Origin of the sequence: Rhizobium sophorae (assembly GCF_013087515.1) — a bacterium.
Classification (GTDB): Bacteria; Pseudomonadota; Alphaproteobacteria; order Rhizobiales; family Rhizobiaceae; genus Rhizobium; species Rhizobium sophorae.
The window spans coordinates 1-24,578 of sequence record NZ_JABFCN010000012.1 but is presented as its reverse complement, the minus strand read 5'-3'; the positions used below and the strand labels follow the sequence as shown (position 1 = coordinate 24,578).

The following is a 24,578-nucleotide window of genomic DNA, read 5'->3' as shown; positions in this document are numbered from 1 at the left end:
ATTGCTCTCAACCGAGGGCTCTTCGGTCTTCCAGACCTCACTTCACCGCGATGACGACCTTGCCCTTGACGCGTCCCTTTTCCAAATAGTCCAGCGCCTCGTTGGTCTTCTCGAACGGGAAGGCCCGGTCGATGACGGGGCGGATGGCGCCCGCCTCGATAAGCGCGGTGATCTTGCCGAGTTGCGCGCCGTTTGCCGTCATGAAGAGGAAGGAATAGCTGATCCCCCGGCGTTTCGATTTCCGCCTGATGCCGAAGCTCAAGAAGCGCATGACCTGTTGCATCAGCCAGCCGAAACCGTTTTCCCTGGCGAAATCGGGATCGGGCGGACCTGATATCGAGATCAGTTTGCCGCCCGGCTTCAGGACGGCGAGCGATTTCTCCAGCGTCTCCTTGCCGAGGCTGTTCAGCACGACGTCATAACCCTTCAGAACCTTTTCGAAATCGTCCTTCTTGTAATCGACCACCGCGTCGGCGCCGAGGCTTTTCACCAGATCGATATTTGCCGTGCTTGCCGTTGTCGCCACGTGGGCGCCGAGATGTTTGGCAAGCTGGATCGCGATGGTGCCGACGCCGCCGGAGCCCGCATGGATCAGCACCCTCTGCCCCTTCTGCAGCTTGGCGCGCTCGACCAGCGCCTGCCATGCGGTCAGCGCCACAAGCGGAATGGATGCGGCCTCTTCCATGGTGAGATTGGCGGGCTTCAGCGCAACATCGGCAGCGTCGATGGCGATATACTCGGCGAAGGTGCCGATGCGATCCTGGTCAGGACGCGCATAGACCTCGTCACCGGGTTTGAATTGCCGGACATTGGCGCCCACCCGGACCACGACACCAGCGACATCATTGCCGAGCACCAAGGGAAGCCGGTAAGGCAAAATCAGCTTGAACTCTCCGTCCCGGATCTTGGCATCCAGCGGGTTCACGCCAGCGGCATGGATCTCGACCATGACGTCATTCTCGCGCAGCTGCGGTTCAGGGCTCTGGCCGAGCCTGAGGGCGCCGCCCTTCTTGTAGCGATCGATCAGGAATGCTTTCATGAGGGCGAACTTTCGTGTTGCGATGAGCCGACAATGCGGCAGGCAGGATCAATCGGGAAGTTTGTTGAATTTCCGGAGGCTCTTGTCGACGAAGGACTCGGGCAGAAAGCGGCGGATGAAACGCACCTGTCCTGCGGCCTTCCCCGCTGTGTAGCGTCGCTTGGGCGAGGCCGCATTCGCAGCCCGGATGACGGTTGCGGCGACCACCTCGGGCGCGTCGCCTTTTGAGACGATCTCGCGCATCAGCTTCTCCGCGTCGGCGCGCACCGCATCATAGACGGCAAGCGGTCGGTCGGGGCGCGTGATGTTTTCCTCGAAGGAGGTGCGGGTGACGCCTGGTTCGACGAGCACGACGCGGATGCCCTGTGTGCGCACTTCATGATCGAGGGATTCCGAATACCCTTCGATCGCGTGTTTGGTCGCTGCGTAGAGCGCGTTGAAGGGCGCCGGGATCAGCCCGAGGATCGAGCTCAGGTTGACGATCCGGCCGCTCCGCTGCCGCCGCATCACCGGCAACACTGCATTGGTCATGCGCATCGTGCCGAAGACGTTAACGTCGAACACGGCTTTGGCCTGCGCCGTCGTCGATTCCTCGGCGCCGCCGAGCAGGCCGATCCCGGCATTGTTGACGAGAAGATCGATCCGTCCCGTGCGTTTCAGCACCGCGTCGACGACGCCCTGCACGGATTGATCGTCGATGACGTCGCAGACCAGCATGGTGATCCCATCGGCAGTGTCGGCCATCGGCTTTCGGCTGGTGCCGAACACCCGGTAACCGTCGCGCCGCAGCGCCTTCGCCGTCACCAGCCCGATGCCGGAGGAAGCCCCGGTGACCAGGGCAATACCGCGTTCTCTCTTGCTCATTGACGTCTGCCTTCGTTTTTGTCGTGGAACATCGATGCGCATTCTGTTACTATCAAATCGATAGCGAGTCACTACTAAAAAGATATCGACATGAAGAATCTTTCCGAACAGCCCTGCCTGATCGCCCGCAGCCTGGCGCTCGTCGGCGATGCGTGGAGCATGCTGATCATGCGCGACGCCCATGCGGGGCTGACCCGCTTCGATGAATTTCGGAAAAGCCTCGGCATCGTCCCGACAATGCTGACGGGGCGGCTGTCATCGCTGACCGAGGAAGGATTGCTGGAAAAGCGTCGCTATTCAGAGCGTCCGCCGCGCGACGAATATGTGTTGACGGAAGCTGGCCGCGACTTTCTGCCGGTGCTGTTTGCAATCGGCGCCTGGGGCCGCAAGCACCGCGGCGGCGGTGCGGTCACCCGCTTCTTCGACGCTGAGACCGGTACGGAGATTGATCCTGTCACCATCGACCGCGAGACCGGCGCGCCGATTGGAACACGTCCTATTCGTATCGCCGCACCCGAATGCGAGCTGCCCGCGGCAGATGAAGCGGCACCTGATAACGCCCTTTGAAAGCGATGTCAGTATCCCCCGCCATCACCGTCTCCGGCGATGGCAAGGGTAATCCTCAAATCAAAACCCGTGGCCCAATCCGGGCGCTACGACTGCTGCAGCCCGTAGAGCAGCGGCATCAGTCCTGCGAGCGCCCTGAAACGCTCCCACGACTTGGACGAAGGCTTCGTCCAGCCCGTTTCGGCAAGCGCGGAAAGGCGCGGGAAGACGAGGCGGTCGAAAACCGCACGATCCGTCATCGGCTCGGACCAGATGCAGGCCTGGATGCCGAGGAGTTTCTGTTTCTGGCTCGCCGTCCAGCCACCGATGGGGTCGAAATTGTAGAGCTTCTCCGCGTCGGAGGTGCCTGCCCAGCTGGCGCCAGGCTCATCCCAGTCAGGCCTGAGCGCCATGTCGAGGTAGTAGACCTGTCCGGGGCAGACGACGATTTCGTAGCCACGCTCGGCAAGTTCGGCCGAGATCTCGACATTGCGCCAGCTGCAGAGATAGCTTTTTGCCTTGTCGATGACATCGCCATGGGCCGCCTCTTCCCAGCCGCCGGTGATGCAGCCCTTGCTCGCCAGGAAGCGCTGGACGCGGTTCAGGAACTCCGCCTGCAGGATGGCGGCACCCGAGCCGTGGATATCGTCTGCACCGTGGGTATTGGTCACGACGTTCAGGCGCTTGGCATGCGCATCGGCAACCTCGTCGCCCGCCACGCTGCGCAGGCGCTCGAGCGCTTCCGGCGAGCCGGACCACGCGCCGAGCGGTACTTCGTCGGCGCCGAGATGGATGATCTTGAACGGAAAGAGCTCGATGAGTTCCGAAAGGATCGTCTCGATGATCTCATAGGTCTTCTCGCGGGCCGGATTGATGCAATTGTCGGGAAAGCCCTGAACCGAATAATAGCTGCCGACCTCCGCAGGATCGCGCAGCTCCGGTATCGCCTGCAGCATGGCGTAGCAATGGCCCGGGACATCGATCTCCGGCACGATCTCGACGCCGAAGCTCTTGGCATGGGCGACGATGTCGCGGATGGCAGCCTTGGTGTAATAACCGCCGGTCCGGGCCGGGCTCGAACCGAGCAGCGGCGGAACGGCCATACCGTGGCCGCGCCAGGCGCCGATTTCGGTCAGGGCGGGATAGGCGCCTATCTCGACGCGCCAGGCCTCGTCGTCGGAAAGGTGCCAGTGAAAGCGGTTGAGCTTGTTCCAGGCAAGCACCGCCATCAGCTTCTTGACCTCGGCCGCGCCATAGAACTGGCGGGCGACGTCGAGATGCAGGCCGCGCCAACCCATCGACGGCTCATCGATGATCTCGCCGGATGCCGGAAACTGGAAGGCCCCGGGATGCAGCCTTGCACCGCGCCAGATCTGGCCGAGTGTGACGAGGCCGTAGAGGAAGCCAGTCTGGCTGCTTGCCTTGATCGTAATCGTCTCACCCTCGAAGCTCAGCCGATAGGCCTCTGGCCCGAAGCCGGCGGCATCCTTCAGGGCAACCGGTACCGCGCCTTCCGCCTCGCTCCGCACGATGCCTTCGACGGCGAAGAGATGTTCGACCAGCGCTGCGAAACTTCTTGATGCCGCCTCCCCTTCAGCGCTCTGCGCCTGCGGCGCAAAGCCGGCCGGCAAGGGCCGACGGGAAGTGACCGCCACATGGTTCGGCCAGGGGATGATCGATACCTGAACGGGCGCATTGACGGGAACCGGATAGATCTCGGCGCCACGCTTCAAGGGCGCGTTGCTGACCGAAGATCGCGTCGGCTCGATGGTGAGCACGATCGTGCTGCCGTCGGAAAGCGCGAGATAGCCGCTTGTCGCTCCGTCCGTCCAGTGACGGAACTGCCAGCTCAGTGCGTAGACCGAGATCGTCCACGTCTCGCCGGCGCCGAGAACGAAATTGGCCGGCGGCTGGAATTCGGTGAAATTCGAGAGCCGCTGCGAAACCGTGGCGCCTTCGACGCGCCCGGCGGGGTCGACGCGACCCGGGCCGCTGACGCAGAGGGAGAAATTCGAAAGCGGTTCGGTGCCGAGGTTCTTGAGGCGCAGGATGTAGGAAAATTCCTTGCCGTCCGCAGGCGGGTTCCAAAGGGTTTCAAGCCGCAGGGTTTTCGGTCGCGGTGTGGACATGGTCACTCTTTCCTTTTGAAGATCGGGCCTCTTGAAGATCTGGCCTCTTGAAGATCAGGCCTTTTGAAAATCAGGTCTGGAGTATTCCGGCGTAATACCGGGAGCGGAATTGGGGATCGGCATCGCGCCGGCGGCCTTTTCGTAGAAGGCCGAACGCGTGACGTTGCCGATGATCGCGTAGGCCCAGCCTGGTTGCAGCGGTTGCTGCCGCAAAGCCGGCTCCGATGGGGCGGGGTGCATCCTCGCTCAACCTCATCCCGCGATCCCGTTTTTTGAAGTCAATCAAATTGATTTAAGATTGATAGTCAGTTTCCCGCCGACACGTCAATTGCCGATTGGAAATTTCTGTAGCGCCCTCCGGATCGGCTCGACTGGGCATGACCTTCACCGAAAAAATGGCCGGCAAATCGCGCAGCCGAGCCTTCGCCTCACATTTCTGCAAAAAATATCGACGCGTCCCTTCGTGTTAACGATTAAGGTACTTTTAAGTACCATAATTGGCCCAACGATGGCGAATTGACCTTCCCGAACACGGGTCGATAAGCATGAGGCTGCTCGCCACGGCCCGGATTCACCCGGGATGCAACACATCCACCTTCATGAACGGGTCGAATTTCCAATGACGAGCATCAATACGAACAATTCCGCGATGGCTGCCCTTCAGACGCTGCGCAGCATCAATTCCAATCTCGAAACGACACAGAACAGTGTCTCTACCGGCTATCGGGTCGACAGCGCATCCGACAACGCTGCCTATTGGTCGATCGCCACCACGATGCGGTCCGACAACAAGGCGCTTTCGGCTGTGTCCGATGCCCTTGGCCTCGGCGCGGCAAAGGTCGATACTGCCTATACGGCAATGGACAATGCGATCGACGTCGTCGACGAGATCAAATCCAAGCTTGTGGCAGCGACTGAAGACGGTGTGGACAAATCCAAGATCCAGGAAGAAATCACGCAGCTTCAGAATCAGCTGCTGAGCATTGCCCAGTCGGCGTCGTTCTCTGGCGAGAACTGGGTCGCGGGCGAGGACGGCACGAAAAGCGTCGTATCGTCCTTTGTTCGTGACGGCTCCGGCGCCGTTTCCGTCAAGGTGACGGACTATGCCCTGGATACCAGCTCGGCGGGCAATGTGCTGTTCGGCATGAGCGGCGGGTCGATCGAAACCTCCACGGGTATCCTCGGCACCTCGTCGGGCGCGACCGGTTCGGTCTATTCGCTCGACATTACCGACTTCACCACTGGTCAGATCCAGTCGGCGCTCTCGACCGTCGAAGACGCGCTGTCGGCGATGACCTCCGCCGCTGCACAGCTGGGTTCGATCTCGACACGCATCGAATTGCAGGAAGACTTCGTCGGTGCGCTGTCCGATTCAATCGAGTCGGGCGTGGGACGGCTGGTCGATGCCGACATGGAGGAGGAGTCGAGCAGGCTGTCTGCCTTGCAGACACAGCAGCAGCTTGCGATCCAGTCGCTATCGATCGCGAATTCGTCGTCGCAGAATATCCTGTCGCTCTTCCGCAGCTAATCGTCCTGGCTGACGCAAAGTGAGCCGGGCGCATAGCACGCCCGGACCACATTCGCTGATGAAACACCGAGCCTGGCCTTCCCGGTCAGGCCCGGTCGCGTTGGTGACGTATTTGTGTTGGCAGATCCCTATCGCTTCCGTCCTCATCCGAACTATGGTGTCGGCATCGGCGGAATTGCCGCTCCACGTCTTTGTTTGCGGCATGCCGTCGACCGTCTCGATCGTAAACAGGATCGGCCTTAGTCTTCGCACCCTGGGCGGAGAATGCAGCGCGCGGGATCATCGCATGTCGGAACGACTTGAATCTGCCCGCTCTGACGAAACACCCGCCATCGTCTGGCTCGGCTTCATGGCGATGTGCGTCGGCATGTTCATGGCGATCCTCGACGTCCAGGTGGTGGCGACCTCGCTGCCGACCATCCAGTCGGCGCTGGGCATCGATCCGGATCAGATGAGCTGGATACAGACGGCCTATCTCATCGCCGAAGTGGTGGCGATCCCGCTCACCGGCTTCTTGACGCGGTTGCTGACGATGCGATGGCTGTTCGTTAGCGCCATCAGCCTGTTCGTCGCGGCCTCCGCCGGCTGTGCGATGAGCGGCAGCTTCGGGGAGTTGGTCGCCTGGCGGGTGCTTCAGGGCTTTTCCGGCGGAACCCTGATCCCTTCGGTGTTTTCCGCCGTGTTCATTCTCTTCCCGAACGAGCGGCAGGCGCTTGCGACGACGATCGCCGGCGTTCTCGCGGTTTTGGCCCCGACCGTCGGCCCGATCGTCGGCGGGTGGCTGACGCAGACCTACTCCTGGCACTGGTTGTTCCTGATCAACATCCTTCCGGGCATTGCCTCGGCAATCCTGGCGGCACGGTCTTTGCCAAGGCAGGCGACCGATCCGTCCGAACTCAGGCATCTCGACGGTCTGTCGCTTCTGCTGATGGCAACCGCACTGACCACCCTGGAACTCAGCCTGAAAGAGGCGCCGACGAGCGGCTGGATCTCGGCCTATGTCTTAAGTCTGCTGGCCGTCTGTCTTGCATCCGGAGCTGCCTTCGTCTGGCGAACGCTCCGCAGAAACCGTCCGATCGTCGATCTCGGCAATTTCGGCGATCGAAACTTTCTCGTCGGATCGGTTCTGAGCTTCGTGCTCGGCATCGGCCTCTTCGGTTCGGTCTATCTCATGCCGGTCTTTCTCGCTTTCATCAGGGGACACGACGCCCTCCAAATCGGCATGACGATGCTGGTGACCGGCATTGCGCAGCTGATCACGGCGCCGATCGCGGTCGCGCTGGAGAAGCGGATGGACGCGCGATTGCTGTCGGCGGCCGGCTTCGCGCTGTTTGCGATCGGTGTCGGAATGAGCGCTTTTCAGGATCCTCGTTCGGATTATGACGCGATGTTCTGGCCGCAGGTCGTGCGCGGAGTCGCTATCATGTTCTGCCTGCTGCCGCCGACGCGGCTGGCGCTCGGCACTCTGCCGCCGGACCGCATCCCCGACGCGAGCGGTCTTTTCAATCTGATGCGCAATCTCGGCGGCGCTATCGGCATCGCTCTCATCGACACCATCATCTACACGCGCTCGGAACCGCTGGGACAGGGCCTCTGGACCCGTCTTCAAGCCGGCGACGTCGAGGCTGCGACATTCGTCGGCGCACCGCTTCAGACCATATCGGGGCACAGTGGCGGTTTCGACGCGGATACCACCGCGATGCTTGATCCGCTGGTCCAGACCGCGGCAAGCGTCCAGGCGATCAACGAGGCCTGGATGGCAATTGCCGTCCTGACCGGCTGCGCCCTGCTCTCCGTGCCCTTTGCCAGGCGGCCAACGTCGACGTGAAACCAAGGTTGACGAAACCGCTTTAAGGAGAGTCAACTAAGTTGTTGGAAAACCTGGAGCCGAGACTGCGATAGCGCCGCCAGCTGGCAGTCTTCGCCACAAACGCTTATTCTGCGACAAGGTCAGAACCCTACCCTCCGCGATCCTGAGATGGAAGCAACGCATCGGTCAAACGGCTTCTAGGCTAGCTTAGCACTGCGCGTCTCGGCATCGATGAAATAGGCTGCAGCACCTGCCAACAGCAGCAAAGCAGCGAAAATCCCGATGACCAGGCCGAAATCTTCAGTCACAAAAAGACCGATCAACGACGGCGCGAGCAGTCCGCCAAGCCGAGCCATAGCACCGGCGGCACCCATTCCGGTTGCCCTGGACGCAGTAGGATAAAGCTCTGGCGTATAGGCGTAGAGTGCACCCCACGTACCAAGTAGCGCGAAGCTCATGATCAGCAGTGACGACGCTACCAAGAGTGCGGATGAGCCGATGACAAACAAAATGGATCCGATCGCGGAAAGGATGCAAAATGCCACAAGCGTTGGACGCCGCCCCCACTTTTCAACGCCGTAGGCAGCGAGCGCATACCCGGGAATCTGGGCAAGCGCGATCAGCACAAGAAAACCGTAGCCTCGAACGAACCCAAAGCCGTCCCCGGCAAGTTTCGGAGGCATCCAAGTGAAGACACCATAGTAAGAAATGGACACCAGAAACCAAACCGTGAGGATCAGAAGGGTTCGACGCCGGAGAGCGCGGGAGAATATTCCGATACCACGGGTCGGTGTCGCAGGCGCGATATTAACCTCTTGTCCCAGAGCATCGCGGCCATTCACCAGGGCCATCCGGTCGATGATCGCCTTTGCTTCTTCACCCCTCCCATTGCGCAGAAGATAGAGCGGTGATTCCGGCACGAAGAACCGCAGACTGACCCCGATAATCGCCGGAACCGCTGTTACGGCGAAGATAAACCGCCAGGCTTCTGCCACGTTCCATAGACTGAGCAGCCAGGCTGTAAGTGCGACAACCAGGGTTCCGACGGCCCAGAAACCCTCCAGCAGCACCAGCCACCTGCCTCGGTTCTTCGCCGGCAGGAATTCGGCCATCATCGCATAGTCCACTGGCAAGGTCCCGCCGACCGCTGCTCCGGTCAGGAAGCGCATGAACAGGAGGAAGGTGAAGTCTGGCGCGAATATCGACAGGGTGCCAAAGACCGCATCACAGGAGACAGTCGCGATCAGAACGCCGCGGCGGCCGATCCGATCGGCAAGCCTGCCAAATCCCATTGCGCCCAGAAACATGCCAAGAAAAAACACCGTGCCCGTCTGAAGCGCCTGCGGCACCGTAAGTTCGAAGCTCGTGGCAATCGAAGCCGCTGTGAAGCCCACTGCGATGACCTGCATGGCGTCAGCTGCCAGACCAGGCCGAAGATGGCCATCAGCCGTTGCTGATATCGTCCTGCCCCCGCGTGGTTGAGTGCATCGTCGATTGTGATTGTGGTCATTTGTTTTCCATACCCGGCTGCCGTGGTCCGCTCATAGCGCATTCAGCCCAAAAGATCACAACCGCAAGCCGCGATGCCCATTTGCCAGCTTTACCTGGCGTTTTATGACACTCTGCAAGGTGATCCGTTCGTACATCTGATCTGAAGCTTAAGGCCGAAGCCTGAGAGGCCGCTGCCAAGGTTGGGAGGAAAGTGTGTGAGAGGTTTTGGACTGCTTTTTGCGGCAATCGCGCCGTTCCTGCGATGCCAGCAAATCTCGCTCATGCACAAACGAACATTGGCGATGCGACTGCCATGGGCCTGACGGGTTGATGCGGCAGGCCTATGACTTCGGCTTAAAGAACCTATCGGCTTCCTTCATCGCATTCTGCGCCGAGCGGTACAGCGCGCTTACGGCATCGCGCATTTCGGCAAACGCCTGCATGGTTCGTGGCGAAATGTAATCGCCTCTTGCTTCAGCATTGAGCCGCAAAGCCTTCTCGCAATCGGTGGCAATTCTATCCAGCTCCGGGGAAACCCGATAGAGCCGTTCCAAAATCGCGTCGATGTCACCCTTGGCGCGTTCAGACATTCGTTCTGCCATCAAACCCTCACTGCTGTGTCTCTTCCCCTGCCGGAGCCGAAGAACTCCTAAAGCAATGTTCCCTGCTCGGCTTCGTCAGCCACTTTTACGTCCGCGTCGCCACGGCGGCGAAGTTCCGTTTCCGCGCTGAAGCGGACGTCGGCATCCCGATCGCAGGCGAACGCCTGCAATGCGGCAATATCCAGCCGATCCCAGCTTTTGCCACGCGCGGGGCCTGAAGGTACTCGTGGCAAGAGGCCCGGCTCGCTGCTCCATTTCACCAGTTGCTCGAAGGTGGATTCATTCAACATGTCCCGCAAATGGTGTGCGGTTACGTACGCATCGGGCATTGCGCGGTGGGCGGGAAGGCCAATCGCGTGCACCAGTCCCTCGGGCATACGCAGATACCGGAGCATCTGGTTGGAGAACCTCGGCAGTTCAGGCCACAGCCGAAGCGCGCATTTCCACGTACATATCCAGGCCGCTCCGCCGGCAAATCTGGGGGTGCAGTAGCGCTGCTCGAAACTTGCCCTATGTGCAGCCAGTGCCATCACTCCACCTTCCGGTTGTAAGACGCTGGAGGCGATTTCTTTCCAAAAAGGTGCTGTCGCGACCTCCGCGTCGAGGATGTGATGTATTGCCATCGTCTCAGGAGAGATCGGTCGCCCTGGATTTATAAGCAATGATCCGCGCTCATCATCAACCCGCCATCCCCCGTCATGGCTAAGCACGACGTCCTGCCATCCGATCTCGCAAACATCATTCGGGCCATTCCCGGCTGTTTCGAGGTCAACGACCCGGATGCGAGTTTTATGAGCTACAGGTTTTACTAGGATCCCACTGCTCTCAATCAACATATTTGTCTATTCGGCCCCGTGCCGTAAAAGTCCAGATATCACTCGGATACGATGCGACAGGCTTGCCGACGATTGTCGACACCCTCAAGCTATCACATGGCCCATTTAAGATTTCAGCTCGAATTCGCTGACCAGTATTGGTCCGCAATCGACATTTTCATCGGATGGCAGTCCGCAGACAAAAAAAGAGGGCCGACGGAGAACCGTGGCCCATTAATTGTGAAGGTGTAAACCTCCAGAGGGGAACAGCTGAAACGACGGAACTGGGAGGAAAGCCGTCGTGTTGCATCAGCTGTCAACACCATGCTCCTTTTTTGACCAGTTGGAAAACATTTTTTGTGCAATGCAGCTATGCAACGGCGGATCATCCAGCCGAAAGTAGTCCGTGTCAGAGGTTTCGCTCGATTTTACTCGGCGTCGTCGTTCGCCTTTGGGAACAGTTGCAGCACATTTGACCCACTCGGGTGCGCGAGAGTGCGAGCCTTTGGGTGCCGCGAGTTGTTTTCTCCAGCCTTTTGGATAGCTGAAACGAGACCTTCCCGCCGGCGATAATATTCTGGCTTGGCAGGCAGGGTGAGGTCAAACTCTGCAAGCATACGCTCAATAATGTCCATCGCTTCAGCCGCCAGACCAGCATAACCTTCTTGGCGTCGCTCGAAGAAGCCATCGTATCCAGGCCTGGAAAGGTCGAGACTATCCAACGCATAAGAAAGGGTCTTCACCCGGTTCGACAACCACAAAATTTCTTCTGAAAGCTCGGCACTAAAAAGCCCCCAGTTTGCGTCCTGCGGAAGTGCAAGGGTTGGATCGCGAACGTGAAACGCGAATTCGCCTTCATCCATAGGATTGAATTCGGGCATGTCGTGAACGGCCGCATAGCTGGCTCCGACAAAATCGTCCAGGGCCAGCACCGTCAGCATCGCTAGGTTTCTAACCTCGGCTTTCGGGCGCCGGTTGATCCCAGACTTCGCAAGTCGAATGACGATGGGAAGCAAGGAGCCAGCGGCGAACCCGCCAGCGCCGATGAACGCTCCCATTGCCATGATCCCTTGAGTGGTTTCGAAGAACTGCGTCAATAGTCACCTCGTTGAATGGGAGCTGCGAGTTGCGTCGAGAAGCATGCACGGACGGAATCAGCGCTTTCCGTCCCAGTTTGCCTTGAACTTAAATGTTAGGGAACTCCGTTCCCGCCGTGTGGCGCCATGAGCAATCTGACGGCATCATCGTCACCGGCGAGCTCAGTTCCCTTGACGCCTTGGCAATGACCTCTCGGTGCAACTTTCGAATTGAAACATCAAGTGATATCGGCTGGCCCGTCTTTCAAGGACCTAATCGAGATCCGACGATAGTAGTAAGATTTCTCTCAACCATTTGCGTCATCCTCCAGTTCCCTTCTGAAGCCAATCGACGAGATCTCAATGGCCACGGACCTTGACCGCAGTTTTCAAATGCCCCGACGCGATGAGCTTAGCCTCTTCACGATCAGCAACGGTTCCGGCCTGTCGATATCGGCCCTGCCGAACGGCACCCTTTTTGCCATCGAATATAACGACGACAAGGGATCGGTGCAGATCAACCAGATCCAGGGCTCGCCGCTCGCCGGCGGCGTCGGTCGCCTTTATCTGCGCATCGGCGGGGCCGCGCCCGAGGTGGTGGAGCTTGTCGGGCCACGCGCTGTTGGCAGCTTCGGGCACGATGCGACGAGCCTCTCCTGGAGCGGCAAAACGGGCGATATCGGCTACACCGTCCGCCTCGAGCTTCATCCCTCCGAAACGGCCTGGTTCTGGCGTGCCTCCATCCGGCATCTGAAGGATGGGACGCTACCGGTCGATCTGGTGCTGATCCAGGACGTTGGTCTCGGCGATCGCGGCTTCCTGATGAACAGCGAAGCCTATGCCTCGCAATATGTTGATCATCATATCGCCGGTCACGAGACTTTCGGCCCTGTCGTGATGAACCGGCAAAATCTCAAGCAGTCGGGCGCCCGCAACCCCTGGCTCGTGCAGGGCTGTGTCGATGGGGCGGCTGCCTATGCCACCGATGCGATCCAGATGGTGCAGGCGAGCGACCGCCTCGACGACCGGCTGGTCGGGCCTTTCGGCACCAGCCTGCCGAGCAAACGGCGCCAGCAGGAGACGGCGTGCCCCGCTATTCAGTCGAAACCGTGCTCCGCTTCGGCAAAGGGGGCGACCGCGACCTTCTTTGCCGTGTTTGCCGCCGATCATCCCGAGGCGTCGAGCGATGCTGACCTTTCACGGCTTGACGAGCTCGCGGCGACAGACAGTGCGGCCGCCGATATCGAGGAGGTCGCGCCGGTCCGCAGCCTTCTCCAGGATGCTGCTTTGCTGAAGGCCGAGGCGCTGGACAAAAAGGCGATCGGCAAGCTCTATCCGGAGCGGAGCCTGGAAGAGCGCGTCGACGGAAAGCTTCTTTCGTTTTTCGTCTCCGACGGCGTTCTGAACCGTCATGTGGTCCTGCGCGACAAGGAGCTGATTGTGGCGCGCCGTCACGGCGCGATCGTCAGAAGCGGTAAGAATATGCTGCTCGACGATGCGACGCTTGCTTCGACCTGCTGGATGCAGGGCATTTTCGCGGCCCAGCTGACGATCGGCAATACGTCTTTTCATAAGCTCTTTTCCGTCTCCCGCGACCCCTACAATTTGACCCGCGCCAGCGGGCTGCGCATCATGGCGGATGTCGGCGCCGGCTGGCAGCTTCTGGCGGTGCCGTCGGCTTTCGAAATGGGGCTCAGCGATTGCCGCTGGATCTATCGTTGCTCCAAACGCACGATCATCGTGTCGGCAATCGCCTCCGGCGAGGATGCGGCGATGCAGTGGACCGTCACCGTCGAGGGCAAACCGTGTCGCTTCCTGGTGTTCGGCCACGTCGTGCTTGGCGAGCGCGAATATGATGCGGGCGGGAAGATCGAATTCGACACGTCGGGCAAACGCATCCTTTTCCGGCCGGACCCGGCCTGGCTCTGGGGCGAGCGTTATCCCGATGCCGGTTATTGGCTGGTGACCTCGACGCCCGATGCCATCGATGAGATCGGCGGCGACGAATTGCTCTACAATGATGGGATTGCGCGCAACGGCCCCTTCGTGGCGCTTAGATCCAGGCCGACGCAGGCGATCTGCTTCGCCGTCGTCGGCTCGATGACCGATGCGGCGGAAGCCGAGCGACTGGCGCAACGTTATGAGGCCGGCGTCACCGATGAAGCCATGCTTGCACCGGCATCAAAATTCTGGCGGAACACCGTGCGCGGCCTGACGATCGCCAACACCTCACCCGACCTCGTCGCGCAGACGACCCTGCTGCCGTGGCTCGCGCATGACGCGATCGTGCATCTGAGCGTACCACACGGCCTCGAGCAATATACGGGTGCGGCCTGGGGCACACGCGACGCATGCCAAGGCCCCATCGAATTCCTGCTCGCCTATGAGCATGATCGCGAAGCCAAGGAGGTGCTGAAGACCGTCTTCAGCGAACAATACATGGAAAAAGGCGACTGGCCGCAATGGTTCATGCTGGAGCCCTATGCCAACATCCGGGCGGGCGATAGTCACGGCGACATCGTCGTCTGGCCGCTGAAGGCGCTCTGCGACTATATCGAAGCGACCGGCGATCTCGCCATCCTCGACGAGAAGGTCTCCTGGCGTGACGAAAAGACGATGGCCCGGGCGCCGAAGCTCGACACCATTGCGATCCATGTCGAGAAGCTGCTTGATACCGTTCGCGAAACTTTCATCCCGGGAACACACCTGATCCGTTATGGCGAGGGAGACTGGAACGACTCGCTGCAGCCGGCCGATCCGCATCTGCGCGACTGGATGGTCAGCAGCTGGACCGTTGCCCTGCTCTACGAGCAGATCGTCCGTTATTCGGCGATCCTGCGCCGCCTCGGGCACGGCGACAAGGCCAAGGGCTTGAGGAGGATCGCAACGGCGATGCGCCGGGATTTCAACCGCCATCTCGTGCGTGACGGCATCGTTGCCGGCTACGGCATCTTCGATCCAAGCCATGACGGCGTCGAGTTGCTGCTGCATCCGAGCGACCGGCGCACCGGCCTGCATTTCTCGCTGATCTCGATGACGCAGGCGATGCTCGGTGGCCTCTTCACGCCGGTTCAGCGACGCGATCATATGAAGCTGATAGAAGAACATCTGCTCTTCCCCGACGGCGTGCGGCTGATGGAAAAACCGGCGACCTATGCCGGCGGGCCGGAGACGCTGTTTCGGCGGGCCGAATCCTCTTCCTTCTTCGGCCGCGAGATCGGGCTGATGTATGTGCATGCGCATCTGCGCTACTGCGAAACGCTGGCACTGGAAGCCGAGGCGGAAGAGCTCTGGAAGGCGATCGCCGTCGTCAATCCGATTTCGGTCACCACGGCGCTGCCGCATGCATCGCTGCGCCAGCGCAACACCTATTTCAGCAGCAGCGACGCGGCTTTCCATGATCGTTATCAGGCAGCGGCCGAATGGGAGTGCGTCAAGGCGGGAGAGATCGCGGTCGACGGCGGATGGCGCATCTATTCAAGCGGCCCCGGGCTCTACACCAGGAGCTTTGTCGAAAATATCCTGGGCTTCAAACGGCGCTTCGGCCGGCGCAAACGCAAACCGCTCCTGCCCGCGATCCACGCCTCTGCCGATCTGCAAACGGATCACGCCGCCTGGCGGCGGCTGATGACGCCGAAATCTGAGGCGTAACAGTTCAGGACGAGGCGCTGTCTATGCAGTGGCGTCGCGCAGCTCTTCGAAGCGCGCGGCGCTTTTCGACAGGTGGGTTCGGATGGCGCGGCGGGCAGCGGCTTCTTCCCCGTCGCGGATCGCCGTGAATATGGCATGGTGCTCCCGGCGCATGCGCGCCGCATGGCGCTTGCGCTCGGCCGCCGTCATCTTGTCCAGGCGCGCCCATTGCCGCGGCACCATGATGTTGCCGAACGTGTCGAAGAGGCGGCCGTAATAGGAGTTTTGTGTCGCGACCAGAATGGATCTGTGGAAGGCGTAATCCTCTTGCGCGCCATATCCGCCCTCCTCGAGCGCCTTGTCGAGGTCATCGAGACGGTCCTGCATACGGTCGATATCCTCCTGTGTGCGCCGCAGCGCGGCAAGACCGGCGGCTTCGCATTCGACTCCCATGCGCAGCTCCAGCACGCGCAGAACCTCGTCGATCGACTGCAGGTCATTGGGAATGATGGAGAAGGATCTGGGCGTCGGATCGTTCGAGACGAAAGCCCCAAGGCCCTGCCGCGTGGTGATCAGCCCCTTCGCACGCAGCGTGGCGAGCGCTTCGCGAACGATCGTCCGGCTGACGCCGGTCGCCGTCATGATCGCCTGTTCGGTCGGCAGGCGCTGGCCGGGCTTCAGGTCGCCGGACTCGATTCGCGCCGTCAACATATCGGCAAGGTTGCTGCGCAGGTTCGGCGCCTGCTGAAAGGTGTTGAAGACCGCGTTGTCCTTGTCCGTCATCCTGTTTCGATCCTGGTGTCGGGGCGGCTGCGCCGAAACCGATTACCGCGCCAGCCAGCCGCCATCGACGGGCAGCACCGTTCCGTGCACGTAGTCGGACGCCGACGATGCCAGGAAGACGGCGGCACCGCCGAGTTCGGACGGCGTTCCCCAGCGGCCAGCTGGAATGCGGGCGAGGATGGCGGCGTTGCGGTCCGGATCCTCACGCAGCGCCGTCGTGTTGTTGGTGACGAAATAGCCGGGGGCGATGGCGTTGACGTTGACGCCCTTGCCGGCCCATTCGCAGGCCAGCAGCTTGGTCAGTCCGGCGAGGCCACTTTTCGAGGCGGTATAAGACGGAATGCGGATGCCGCCCTGGAAGGAGAGCAGCGAGGCGATGTTGATGATCTTGCCCCTGCCCTTGTCGACCATATGGCGGCCGGCCGCCTGCGACAGGAAGAAGGCGGTCTTCAGATTGACGTCGATCACCGCGTCCCAGTCTTCCTCGGTGAAGTCGAGCGCATCAGCGCGGCGGATGATGCCGGCATTGTTGACGAGGATGTCGAGGCCGCCGAAGGTCTGGATGGTCTCAGTGACGATCCCCTTGACCGGTTCGATGCTGGCGAGATCGGCCTTGACGACATGAAAGCGGCTTCCCGCCTCCTTCACCAGTGCCTCGGTTTCATCCATCGAGGAACGGCCGACTGCGACGATCGATGCACCGGCCTCAGCCAGTGCGGCCGCGATCGCCTGGCCGATACCGGTATTGGCGCCGGTGACGACGGCAGTCCGGCCGGAAAGGTCGAAGGGATTTGCCACGGTGCTCACCTCAGATCCGCGATGGCGATATGGTCCATGTCGGTGAAGCTCTTATTGTCGCCGGCCATCGCCCAGATGAAGCTGTAATTCTTGGTGCCGGCGCCCGAATGGATCGACCAGGGCGGCGAAATGACCGCCTGCTCGTTGGCGACAAGCATATGTCGGGTCTGCTGCGGCTCGCCCATGAAGTGGAAGACGCGCTGCTCGGCTTCGAGATCGAAATAGAGATAGGCTTCCATGCGGCGGTCATGCGTATGGGCAGGCATCGTGTTCCAGACGCTGCCCGGCTCGATCATGGTGAAGCCGAGCGTGAGTTGGCAGGACTGGCAGACGTCCGGATGGATGAACTGGTAGATCGACCGCTTGTTGGCCGTCGCGGCTTCGCCCGGCGTCAGGTGACGGGCCTTTTCGCGGGTAAGCAACACGGTCGGGTGCGCTTGATGCGCCGGCGTCGAGACCAGATAGAACTTTGCCGGATTGGCGGCATCCGCGCTCTCGAACCGGATGTCCTTGGCACCCTTGCCGGCATAGAGGCAATCATATTTGGCAAGATCGTAGCGCGTGCCGTCGACAATGATGCGGCCGGCGCCGCCGATGTTCAGGGCGCCGAGTTCACGCTCGGCAAGGAAGGTTTCCTGTCCGATCGCCGTCGGCGCGGTCAGCGTCAGCCCCGGGCCGAGCGGCGTCGCGCCGCCGATGACCATCCGGTCGTAATGGGAATAGGTGAGCCGGATCTCGCCGCTCGCGAAGACTGTTTCCACCAGAAAATGACGCCGCAGCGTCTCCGTGTCGAAATCACGCACCGCCTCGGGATGGGAGGCGTGCCTCACGTCGATCTGCATGTCAATTTTCCTTCCGCTTCATTGTCGCTACGGGTCGTCGCTATTGTGGAGCCGGTCTTGCTGGCCTGTTCCGCTGCGGCGGTATCCATTCGGTTACATAGTTGTACGACAAGTTTGGAGTCAACATGTTTGTCCGTGCGCGCTTGAGGAGACGTCAGGCCGCAAGGGCACGAAGCGAATTCGGGAATAGATAGGAGATTTCCGGAGATGATGACGCCATCACCCAAGCGATGATCGCAAGCGGACGCTTCGGCGCGGTCCGGCATTTTCTGGGGCCAAAACGAAAAAGCCTGCCGCGGGAGGAGGTGCGGCAGGCTTTCGAAAAAAACCGAACGACAGCTGGGAGGAGGAGTGCTGCCATTCCACAGACGACCCTGGGAGGAGGATGGGGCGCCTGTACATCGAAGGGACGCGGGAGGAGGTGCATCGCTTCGATAGAAATAATCATACTTATTTATTGCTCAGTTGATAGGCATTTCTTTGCAGGGCAGCTATGCGTTATGCGAAAAGCGGAAGGCTCAATCACCCTTGACCCACTTGCCGGAAGCACAAAAGCAGAGCGCCCGCTCGGGAGGAAGCAGGCGCTGGGCAAGTCTCGAAGATGCTTGGTCTAAGCTGCCGTTAGCGGGCGATGGCTGCGCGGGCGACGTTGCGGATTTCGCTGCGGCCGATGCCGAGGTCGTCCAGTTCGCGTGCGGACATACGACCCAGTTCAGCGACCGTCTGACGGTACTTGCGCCAGTTATTGAAAGAGCGTGCTACGTTCATGATGATCCCCTTTCGTGGGCTTTCGAAGCTTAGCTGCCAGTCCTTGGCGCTTCGTTCGCTTCGATGAGATGTATATAGTATGGGACATCTGATTATTGCAGCGCCAATGCATCACTGCACCTATGCGGCGCTTGCATGGGTCGCCGTATCTAGTAGCCAATCAGGATTTGAAACGATCGAAGGCCGTCAGCCGCACGACCGGCGGCTCCGCCTCGGCCCATCGGTAAATATCCGATCGCAGATAGGAGAGTTCGTCGTCGAGATCCTCCTCGCCGACTTCGATCCACCAGGACTTCAGGCGGCCGTCGCTGCCGTCCGACCAGCGATAACCCCTCGCCTTCAGATGATCCTTCATCTCGAACGGGCTGTGTTCGGCAAAGATACGGATGCGCGAGCGCTGGCTGGCGCGGTAAAGCTCGGTGAACGGGCTTTCACCGTCGCGCTGCTCTCGATCGAGGATTTCCAGGAGCGCGTGGCAGTCGTCCACGGCGCGATGGCCTTCGTGAAAATATCCGGCCTGACCGACGAGGTAGCCGAGTTTCGTACCCTCGAAGCCGCGGGCGCTCCAATCGACCTCCGAAACGGAGCATGCCCAGGCTTTGCCGCTGAAAATCTTGGAAAAGGCCTCGCAGAACGGCCGGTCGAAACCGGCATTGTGAGCAATGATCAGATCCGCCGGTTCGATCAGACTGCGCAGCGATTGGATATCGATGAGCTGTCCTTCGACCATCGCATCGGTGATACCCGTCAGCCGGGTGATCTCCGGCGGGATCGGCCGGGACGGCTGTTGCAGGCCGCCGTAAATGCCGACGATATCGCCGATCGCGCCATCATCGTCAAAGGTAAAGGCGACGGCGCCGATTTCGATGATCTCGTCGCTGCGGTGGTTGAGACCTGTGGTCTCCGTATCGAGAATGACGCCGAGCCGCGAAAACCCCGGCTGTCTGACTGACGCGACCGGCCGGGCGGCCAGTTTTCTCAAGATGCGGTAGTTGCCGCTCTCTTCCAGCCTCCGCGCCATATCTTCTTGGGAAGAGCCGACCGGCCGCGACGGCGGCCGGCGCGATGGACTGCGCGCCTTGGCTATCGTAGGCGATGCCTTGGCAAACATGTCGAGTTGCGAATCTCTGTGCACGCTCATAGAATCTATATGTCACGGAGACGCGATTGAATCCATCACTCGCGCCAGCCGCCGTGGAGTATCCCCACCTGCTGCCCTCTCCAACGGAAAGGTCAGCCGGCAGACCGCGCCGGGATTGCGGTTGTCGATCGTCACCTCGCCACCGTGCAAACGCAGGATGTCGCGAACGAGATTGAGTCCGAGGCCGGCGCCGCGTCCGTCGTGATGGCGCTTGAAGAAAGGCTCGAATATCCGATCCCGGACATCGGCGGGGATGCCCGGTCCTTCGTCGCTGACCTCGATCCAGTTGCAGCCTGACGTCAGCGAGATGGTACCTTTCCTGCCGCCGTGGTTGATCGCGTTCTGCAGGATGTTCATCAGGGCGCGTTGCAGCGCCAGAGGATCGCCCTCGATCTCGCCGGCGCCGTCGACATCGAACTGCACCGTATAACCGGCGGCAAAGGCCAGCGGCGCCATCTCGATGATGACCTTCCTCGCCAGCTGGCCGAGATCGACCTTGGTGAACTGGACCTTGCCCTGTTTCAGTCGCTGAAGATCGAGCATCTGCTCGGTGAGGACCGCGAGCCTTGCGGCATCTTCCAGGAGGTCGGTCTTGATCGAACTGTGCGGCAGGGATCCAATTCTCGTATTCAGAATGGCGATCGGCGTGCGCAGCTCATGGGCGGCATCGGTCAGAAACCGTTCCTGCCGCTCATAACCCTCGTCGAGACGGCCGAGCGCGCGGTTGACGGCGTGCACCAGCGGCGCGATCTCTTCGGGAATATCGTTTTCCGACAGCCGGCCGCCACGCTGGTCGATATCGATCGTATCGGCCTGGAGCGCGGCCTGGTCGATCCCGACCAGCGACCTTCGCACGACGAGCGGCGTCGCGATCAACGCACCCAACGCCATCACTGCGACGATTGGAATAACAATTTTCGCAAGGACCAGCGAAAGCTTGAGCAGGATGAAGGTGGACGAGTTGGGGCCGTCGGTGCCTGTCAGAAACTGCACCTGTCCCCAATCCGTCGCAATCCACTTTATCCGGGCAGCCGGACGGTCGTGGTCGCCGAGATTCGAGCCGAACTTGGCCTGGCCGACATGATCGAGCGTGTTGCCGATTGCGGCATATTCTTCCGGAATTCGGCCCTCGGTCAAAACATGTCCCTGCATGTCGCGTATGGTGTACCAGAGATCGGGCGCGTCTTTGCGCAGCTGCCGCAAATCCTCGGTCTCCCTCAGGCTCAACTCTCCGGTAGGCTGGCGGAAGACGGCCTGGCGCAGGATCTCGATCGTGCCCTCCGTCGACCTGAATTCGGATATCTTTCCAACTGAAATCAGCACGATCATCACCAGGATGAGCACGACCGATTGCACGGCAAGAAGCCGCCAGAACAGGCGCTTGCGCAGCGAATAGGAGCATCGTTTGCTCATGATGCTTCACGCAGGAGATAACCCACGCCCCGGATAACGTTGATGACCACGCCTGCTTGCGATGCTGCCAGCTTGCGCCGCAACCGCGATATGTGGGAATCGAGCGCGTTCGACTGGATCTCGTCGTCGAAGCCGAAGACCGCTTCCATCAAGGCCGGTCGCGGCACCATGCGACCGGCACGGCGCATGAGGCATTCGAGCACCAGCGCCTCCCGGCGCGGCATTTCCAGACGCAGGCCGGAAACGATGATGTCGCAATAGGTCGGATCGAACGAAAGACGGCCGATCGAGATCAGCGCCGGGCGCAAGGTTTCGGAGCGGCGCATCACGGCGCGCAGCCGCGCCAGAAGTTCGTCGAAGACGAAGGGCTTGGCAAGGTAATCGTCGGCGCCGGTCTCAAGGCCGGTGATCCTGTCTGGAACCTCTCCCTTGGCGGTGATGACGATGATCGGCAACGTCAGCCCCTTCTTGCGGATCTTCGGAATGAGTTCGAGGCCATCGCCGTCGGGCAGTTGCCGATCCAGAAGGACGGCGTCGTAGGCGCCGTCGCCGATCACCAGCTCGGCGTCGCACAGGGTCGAAACGTGATCCATCACCATGTCGTGCCTGGTGAGCGCCCCCCGCAGCGCCACGGCCATTTGAGGTTCATCCTCGATCAGTAATATGCGCATCTCACATTCCTGTCGTGGGGCCTATCGGAGGCCACTATCGGGGTCCGAGGTTGAAACCATATCACCCTCGAGCAAGTCTGCGATGCCTGTTGCGCATCGAACGCCGGATTGCCGCCTCGTAAAGGATTGTATCCGTCATCATGCGCGGCGTTGCTCGATCAATATCATTGGCTGGTACCTGCGGCTGATGCGGTAGACGGCGGCCGGCGGGAGATTGCGCAACGTCCAGCCTATCCTCGTGGCGACAAGGCCGAGGGAGTCGAGGATTTCGACGGGCACCGGGCATTTCGGCCCATAGGTGAACTGATAGAAGGCACCGTATGGCCTGAGATTGGAAAAGCAGCCCTCGAGCAGCGCCCGCACATCGTTGGGCCGCATGGCAAGAAGCGGAAGCCCGCTGACGACGCCGCCGAAGAAGCTTCCGGAAAGCGCCGTCTTCCAGATCTGCCGGACGTCCAGCCGCAGCACCCTGGCGTCGGGAAAGCGGCCTTGAAGCAGCGTGGCGAAATCCCGCTCGTATTCGACCAGCGTCAGATCGCGCTCGGCAATGCCGCGTTCCAAAAGGGCTGCGGTGAAAACGCCGGTGCCCGGGCCGAGCTCGAGGACCGGCCCGGTCAGCGCAGAAATTTCCTTGGTCATCAGGTGCGCGAGGCGGGGACCTGACGGCGTGATCGAGGCGATGCGCAGCGGCGCGCGAAGCCAGGCGAGAAGAAAGCGTCGTCGATCGAAACGTGGCATGGGACCTTCACATTGATGTTCTGATCCCACCTATGAAGCGGCTCAACATTGCAGCAGTCTGTCACATCGCTGGCGGATCGCCGCTAAGGCGGATATTCATACGACACAGGCTGCAGGTGCATTTTCCAATCGAACGTGATCGGGCGGGAACTGCCGTCCGGCCGTCCCTTGCGTTCCATGGATAGGGGGCTTAGCTGTTAGATCCCGGCCCCCCCTCGAGTAGGCAAATAGGCGGCGAGCGACCGAAGGAGAATGCATGCCTGGTGACAAAAAAGGTGCCGACGAGGATGTCGTCATCATCGGCGCCGGTGCCGCCGGCATTGCCGCCGCCCGCCGCCTGCAGGCAATCCGCCCGGGTCTTTCCATCCTCCTGCTTGAAGCCGGCGACCGTCTCGGCGGGCGCGCCTGGACGGTCGGGCTGCCTGACGCCGATATCGCGCTCGATCTCGGCTGCGGCTGGCTGCATGGTGCGCGGACCAATGCCTGGACTGCAATCGCCGGCGAAGTCGGACTGACGGTCGACCGCACGCCGGCACCCTGGAATGATGGCGGACGGCGGCTTCAGCGGGATGACGCGGAGGCGCGTGCCGCAGGCCAGGCGATCGGCGCCTATTTCGAGCGCCTCGAGAGCCACGAGGGGAATGACGCAGCCATGGCCGATATGCTCGAGCCCGGCAATCCTTGGAACGGCCAGATCCGGGCGGTCGGCACCTATATCACCGGCGCCGAACTGGAGCGGTCGTCGGTTGTCGATTACAACAGATACGATCCCGGCCCTGGTCCTGACTGGCGGGTGCGCGAAGGCTATGGAACGCTGGTCTCGCTTTACGGCAAGCCGGTTCGGGCAAGGCTCGGCACCGAGGTCACGCGCATCGACCATCGTCACGCCGGCCGTATCGGCATCGAGACGAACCAGGGCGTGCTCAGTGCCCGCGCGGTGCTGGTGACCGTGTCGACGAATGTGCTTGCCGCCGGCAAGATCGCCTTCGACCCGCCCTTGCCGGAGAAGATCGAGGCAGCGGCTCAATTACCGCTCGGGCTTGCCGACAAGCTGTTCGTGAGGCTCGCAAATCAGGAGGCGTTGCCGGCGGACACGCATATGCTCGGCTCTACCCGTCGCGGCGCGACCGGCACCTATCAGCTCCGGCCGTTCGGCGCTCCCGTCGTCGAGGCCTATTTCGCCGGCGACCTCGCGCATGATCTGGAGGGGCAAGGCAGAGAGGCTGCCTTCTCCTTCGCTGGAGATGAACTGGCGGCACATTTTGGCGCGGACATCCGCAAGGAGCTATCAGTCGCCGCAATGTCGGCCTGGGCCGCAGCACGCCATATCGGCGGCTCCTATTCCTTCGCCGAGCCCGGCGCCTCCGATCAACGCGGCCGTCTCGCTGCGCCGCATGACGAGCGGATCTTCTTTGCCGGCGAAGCCTGTTCGACGTCGCGTTATTCGACGGCGCACGGCGCCTACGAGACCGGTGTCGCCGCTGCCGATCGGATCGCCGGCTCGTTTTGGTAAATCCGTGATCGTCACCGGCTGCGGCGGCAGGCAGGAATATTTTTTTCTCACTTGGTAGCGCGGGCGGGATTGGTTATGCTCCGCTTGCCCCTGCGTTATCAGCTCAGGGCGCTGTACGTCATCCGGCGGCAAGCGGCCGCCTCAAGCACAATATTGTCATTGTCATTGATTGCAGGAGCCCCGGCTTCTACCCCGACGTTTGCACGTCGGCTGCGGGTATCCGCATGAGGAGGAAGAAATGGATTATCGCAAGCTCGGTCCGAGCGGGACCGTCGTCACCGCCTATTGCCTCGGCACCATGACGTTCGGCGCGGAGGCCGATGAGGCCGCCTCGCACAAGCTGCTCGACGATTATTTCGCCTGGGGCGGCAATTTCATCGA

General features: G+C 61.0%; 20 protein-coding genes and 2 pseudogenes. 6 read left to right on the top strand and 16 right to left on the bottom strand.

Annotated features, from left to right (window positions below; all coding sequences use genetic code 11):
• Positions 1–37 precede the first annotated feature (37 nt).
• Both G9X64_RS07290 and G9X64_RS07285 read right to left on the bottom strand, forming a co-directional pair.
• Entirely contained in the window at positions 38–1,039 is a 1,002-nt protein-coding gene (locus G9X64_RS07290; RefSeq protein WP_171376270.1) for an NADP-dependent oxidoreductase, read from the bottom strand.
• A 48-nt stretch (positions 1,040–1,087) separates the two neighbouring features.
• The gene (locus tag G9X64_RS07285) at positions 1,088–1,903 is read right to left on the bottom strand and encodes an oxidoreductase (RefSeq protein WP_171376269.1); all 816 of its coding nucleotides are present in this window, start codon (positions 1,901–1,903) and stop codon (positions 1,088–1,090) included.
• Positions 1,904–1,993: 90 nt separating this feature from the next.
• Here G9X64_RS07285 and G9X64_RS07280 point away from each other — a divergent pair, with 90 nt between their 5' ends.
• Entirely contained in the window at positions 1,994–2,470 is a 477-nt protein-coding gene (locus tag G9X64_RS07280; RefSeq protein WP_171376268.1) for a winged helix-turn-helix transcriptional regulator, read from the top strand.
• A gap of 86 nt (positions 2,471–2,556) precedes the next feature.
• Here G9X64_RS07280 and G9X64_RS07275 read toward each other — a convergent pair whose 3' ends face one another.
• Together G9X64_RS07275 and G9X64_RS07270 are read right to left on the bottom strand one after the other, a co-directional pair.
• Positions 2,557–4,578 (bottom strand): beta-N-acetylhexosaminidase, encoded by a 2,022-nt coding sequence (locus G9X64_RS07275; protein ID WP_171376267.1) that lies wholly within the window; start codon positions 4,576–4,578, stop codon positions 2,557–2,559.
• 54 nt (positions 4,579–4,632) lie between these two features.
• A complete protein-coding gene (locus G9X64_RS07270; protein WP_246270929.1) occupies positions 4,633–4,791 on the bottom strand; it encodes a hypothetical protein in 159 nt (52 codons plus the stop codon).
• 406 nt (positions 4,792–5,197) lie between these two features.
• Here G9X64_RS07270 and G9X64_RS07265 point away from each other — a divergent pair, with 406 nt between their 5' ends.
• On the top strand, positions 5,198–6,106 hold the full coding sequence (locus G9X64_RS07265; protein ID WP_168312548.1) for a flagellin N-terminal helical domain-containing protein: 909 nt from the start codon (positions 5,198–5,200) through the stop codon (positions 6,104–6,106).
• 286 nt (positions 6,107–6,392) lie between these two features.
• The gene (locus tag G9X64_RS07260) at positions 6,393–7,934 is read left to right on the top strand and encodes a DHA2 family efflux MFS transporter permease subunit (protein WP_171376266.1); all 1,542 of its coding nucleotides are present in this window, start codon (positions 6,393–6,395) and stop codon (positions 7,932–7,934) included.
• Positions 7,935–8,113: 179 nt separating this feature from the next.
• Here the strand turns inward: G9X64_RS07260 and G9X64_RS07255 are convergent.
• From G9X64_RS07255 to G9X64_RS07240, 4 genes and pseudogenes are all read right to left on the bottom strand, one after another.
• Positions 8,114–9,426 (bottom strand): annotated as a pseudogene (locus G9X64_RS07255) (MFS transporter).
• Positions 9,427–9,748: 322 nt separating this feature from the next.
• A complete protein-coding gene (locus tag G9X64_RS07250) occupies positions 9,749–10,009 on the bottom strand; it encodes a hypothetical protein (protein WP_168315135.1) in 261 nt (86 codons plus the stop codon).
• Between the two features lie 47 nt (positions 10,010–10,056).
• Positions 10,057–10,845 (bottom strand): DNA polymerase III subunit epsilon, encoded by a 789-nt coding sequence (locus G9X64_RS07245; protein WP_168312544.1) that lies wholly within the window; start codon positions 10,843–10,845, stop codon positions 10,057–10,059.
• A 407-nt stretch (positions 10,846–11,252) separates the two neighbouring features.
• The gene (locus G9X64_RS07240; RefSeq protein WP_168312543.1) at positions 11,253–11,921 is read right to left on the bottom strand and encodes a hypothetical protein; all 669 of its coding nucleotides are present in this window, start codon (positions 11,919–11,921) and stop codon (positions 11,253–11,255) included.
• 342 nt (positions 11,922–12,263) lie between these two features.
• Here G9X64_RS07240 and G9X64_RS07235 point away from each other — a divergent pair, with 342 nt between their 5' ends.
• Entirely contained in the window at positions 12,264–15,551 is a 3,288-nt protein-coding gene (locus G9X64_RS07235) for a GH36-type glycosyl hydrolase domain-containing protein (protein ID WP_171376265.1), read from the top strand.
• A 21-nt stretch (positions 15,552–15,572) separates the two neighbouring features.
• Here G9X64_RS07235 and G9X64_RS07230 read toward each other — a convergent pair whose 3' ends face one another.
• The 8 genes from G9X64_RS07230 to G9X64_RS07195 form a co-directional block, all read right to left on the bottom strand.
• The gene (locus G9X64_RS07230; protein WP_168312541.1) at positions 15,573–16,313 is read right to left on the bottom strand and encodes a FadR/GntR family transcriptional regulator; all 741 of its coding nucleotides are present in this window, start codon (positions 16,311–16,313) and stop codon (positions 15,573–15,575) included.
• Positions 16,314–16,355: 42 nt separating this feature from the next.
• Positions 16,356–17,120, bottom strand: coding sequence for a 2-dehydro-3-deoxy-D-gluconate 5-dehydrogenase KduD (kduD, locus tag G9X64_RS07225; RefSeq protein WP_312864031.1), 765 nt, complete (start codon positions 17,118–17,120; stop codon positions 16,356–16,358).
• Positions 17,117–17,953 (bottom strand): 5-dehydro-4-deoxy-D-glucuronate isomerase, encoded by an 837-nt coding sequence (kduI, locus tag G9X64_RS07220; RefSeq protein ID WP_168315138.1) that lies wholly within the window; start codon positions 17,951–17,953, stop codon positions 17,117–17,119. Before kduI ends, kduD begins: the two co-directional genes overlap by 4 nt.
• A gap of 621 nt (positions 17,954–18,574) precedes the next feature.
• Positions 18,575–18,721, bottom strand: a complete 147-nt coding sequence (locus tag G9X64_RS07215) for a DUF1127 domain-containing protein (protein WP_003548073.1) — start codon at positions 18,719–18,721, stop codon at positions 18,575–18,577.
• A 160-nt stretch (positions 18,722–18,881) separates the two neighbouring features.
• A complete protein-coding gene (locus tag G9X64_RS07210) occupies positions 18,882–19,862 on the bottom strand; it encodes a 3'-5' exonuclease (protein WP_171376264.1) in 981 nt (326 codons plus the stop codon).
• 12 nt (positions 19,863–19,874) lie between these two features.
• A complete protein-coding gene (locus G9X64_RS07205; RefSeq protein ID WP_171376263.1) occupies positions 19,875–21,275 on the bottom strand; it encodes a sensor histidine kinase in 1,401 nt (466 codons plus the stop codon).
• Positions 21,272–21,946, bottom strand: coding sequence for a response regulator transcription factor (locus G9X64_RS07200; RefSeq protein ID WP_011655266.1), 675 nt, complete (start codon positions 21,944–21,946; stop codon positions 21,272–21,274). The genes G9X64_RS07205 and G9X64_RS07200 overlap by 4 nt, the downstream gene beginning before the upstream one ends.
• 138 nt (positions 21,947–22,084) lie before the next feature.
• Positions 22,085–22,684, bottom strand: coding sequence for a class I SAM-dependent methyltransferase (locus tag G9X64_RS07195; RefSeq protein ID WP_168312536.1), 600 nt, complete (start codon positions 22,682–22,684; stop codon positions 22,085–22,087).
• Positions 22,685–22,940: 256 nt separating this feature from the next.
• Between G9X64_RS07195 and G9X64_RS07190 the strand changes: the two genes are divergently transcribed.
• Together G9X64_RS07190 and G9X64_RS07185 are read left to right on the top strand one after the other, a co-directional pair.
• The gene (locus tag G9X64_RS07190) at positions 22,941–24,197 is read left to right on the top strand and encodes a flavin monoamine oxidase family protein (protein ID WP_171376262.1); all 1,257 of its coding nucleotides are present in this window, start codon (positions 22,941–22,943) and stop codon (positions 24,195–24,197) included.
• A gap of 238 nt (positions 24,198–24,435) precedes the next feature.
• Positions 24,436–24,578 (top strand): annotated as a pseudogene (locus tag G9X64_RS07185) (aldo/keto reductase); the annotation flags it as partial.

Excerpts from the sequence above, each read along its gene's own strand:
- G9X64_RS07290 (WP_171376270.1), bottom strand. The coding sequence starts at position 1,039 with ATGAAAGCATTCCTGATCGATCGCTACAAGAAGGGCGGCGCCCTCAGG.
- G9X64_RS07285 (WP_171376269.1), bottom strand. The coding sequence starts at position 1,903 with ATGAGCAAGAGAGAACGCGGTATTGCCCTGGTCACCGGGGCTTCCTCC.
- G9X64_RS07280 (WP_171376268.1), top strand. The coding sequence starts at position 1,994 with ATGAAGAATCTTTCCGAACAGCCCTGCCTGATCGCCCGCAGCCTGGCG.
- G9X64_RS07275 (WP_171376267.1), bottom strand. The coding sequence starts at position 4,578 with ATGTCCACACCGCGACCGAAAACCCTGCGGCTTGAAACCCTTTGGAAC.
- G9X64_RS07265 (WP_168312548.1), top strand. The coding sequence starts at position 5,198 with ATGACGAGCATCAATACGAACAATTCCGCGATGGCTGCCCTTCAGACG.
- G9X64_RS07260 (WP_171376266.1), top strand. The coding sequence starts at position 6,393 with ATGTCGGAACGACTTGAATCTGCCCGCTCTGACGAAACACCCGCCATC.
- G9X64_RS07250 (WP_168315135.1), bottom strand. The coding sequence starts at position 10,009 with ATGGCAGAACGAATGTCTGAACGCGCCAAGGGTGACATCGACGCGATT.
- G9X64_RS07245 (WP_168312544.1), bottom strand. The coding sequence starts at position 10,845 with ATGTTGATTGAGAGCAGTGGGATCCTAGTAAAACCTGTAGCTCATAAA.
- G9X64_RS07235 (WP_171376265.1), top strand. The coding sequence starts at position 12,264 with ATGGCCACGGACCTTGACCGCAGTTTTCAAATGCCCCGACGCGATGAG.
- G9X64_RS07230 (WP_168312541.1), bottom strand. The coding sequence starts at position 16,313 with ATGACGGACAAGGACAACGCGGTCTTCAACACCTTTCAGCAGGCGCCG.
- kduI (WP_168315138.1), bottom strand. The coding sequence starts at position 17,953 with ATGCAGATCGACGTGAGGCACGCCTCCCATCCCGAGGCGGTGCGTGAT.
- G9X64_RS07215 (WP_003548073.1), bottom strand. The coding sequence starts at position 18,721 with ATGAACGTAGCACGCTCTTTCAATAACTGGCGCAAGTACCGTCAGACG.
- G9X64_RS07210 (WP_171376264.1), bottom strand. The coding sequence starts at position 19,862 with ATGAGCGTGCACAGAGATTCGCAACTCGACATGTTTGCCAAGGCATCG.
- G9X64_RS07205 (WP_171376263.1), bottom strand. The coding sequence starts at position 21,275 with ATGAGCAAACGATGCTCCTATTCGCTGCGCAAGCGCCTGTTCTGGCGG.
- G9X64_RS07200 (WP_011655266.1), bottom strand. The coding sequence starts at position 21,946 with ATGCGCATATTACTGATCGAGGATGAACCTCAAATGGCCGTGGCGCTG.
- G9X64_RS07195 (WP_168312536.1), bottom strand. The coding sequence starts at position 22,684 with ATGCCACGTTTCGATCGACGACGCTTTCTTCTCGCCTGGCTTCGCGCG.
- G9X64_RS07190 (WP_171376262.1), top strand. The coding sequence starts at position 22,941 with ATGCCTGGTGACAAAAAAGGTGCCGACGAGGATGTCGTCATCATCGGC.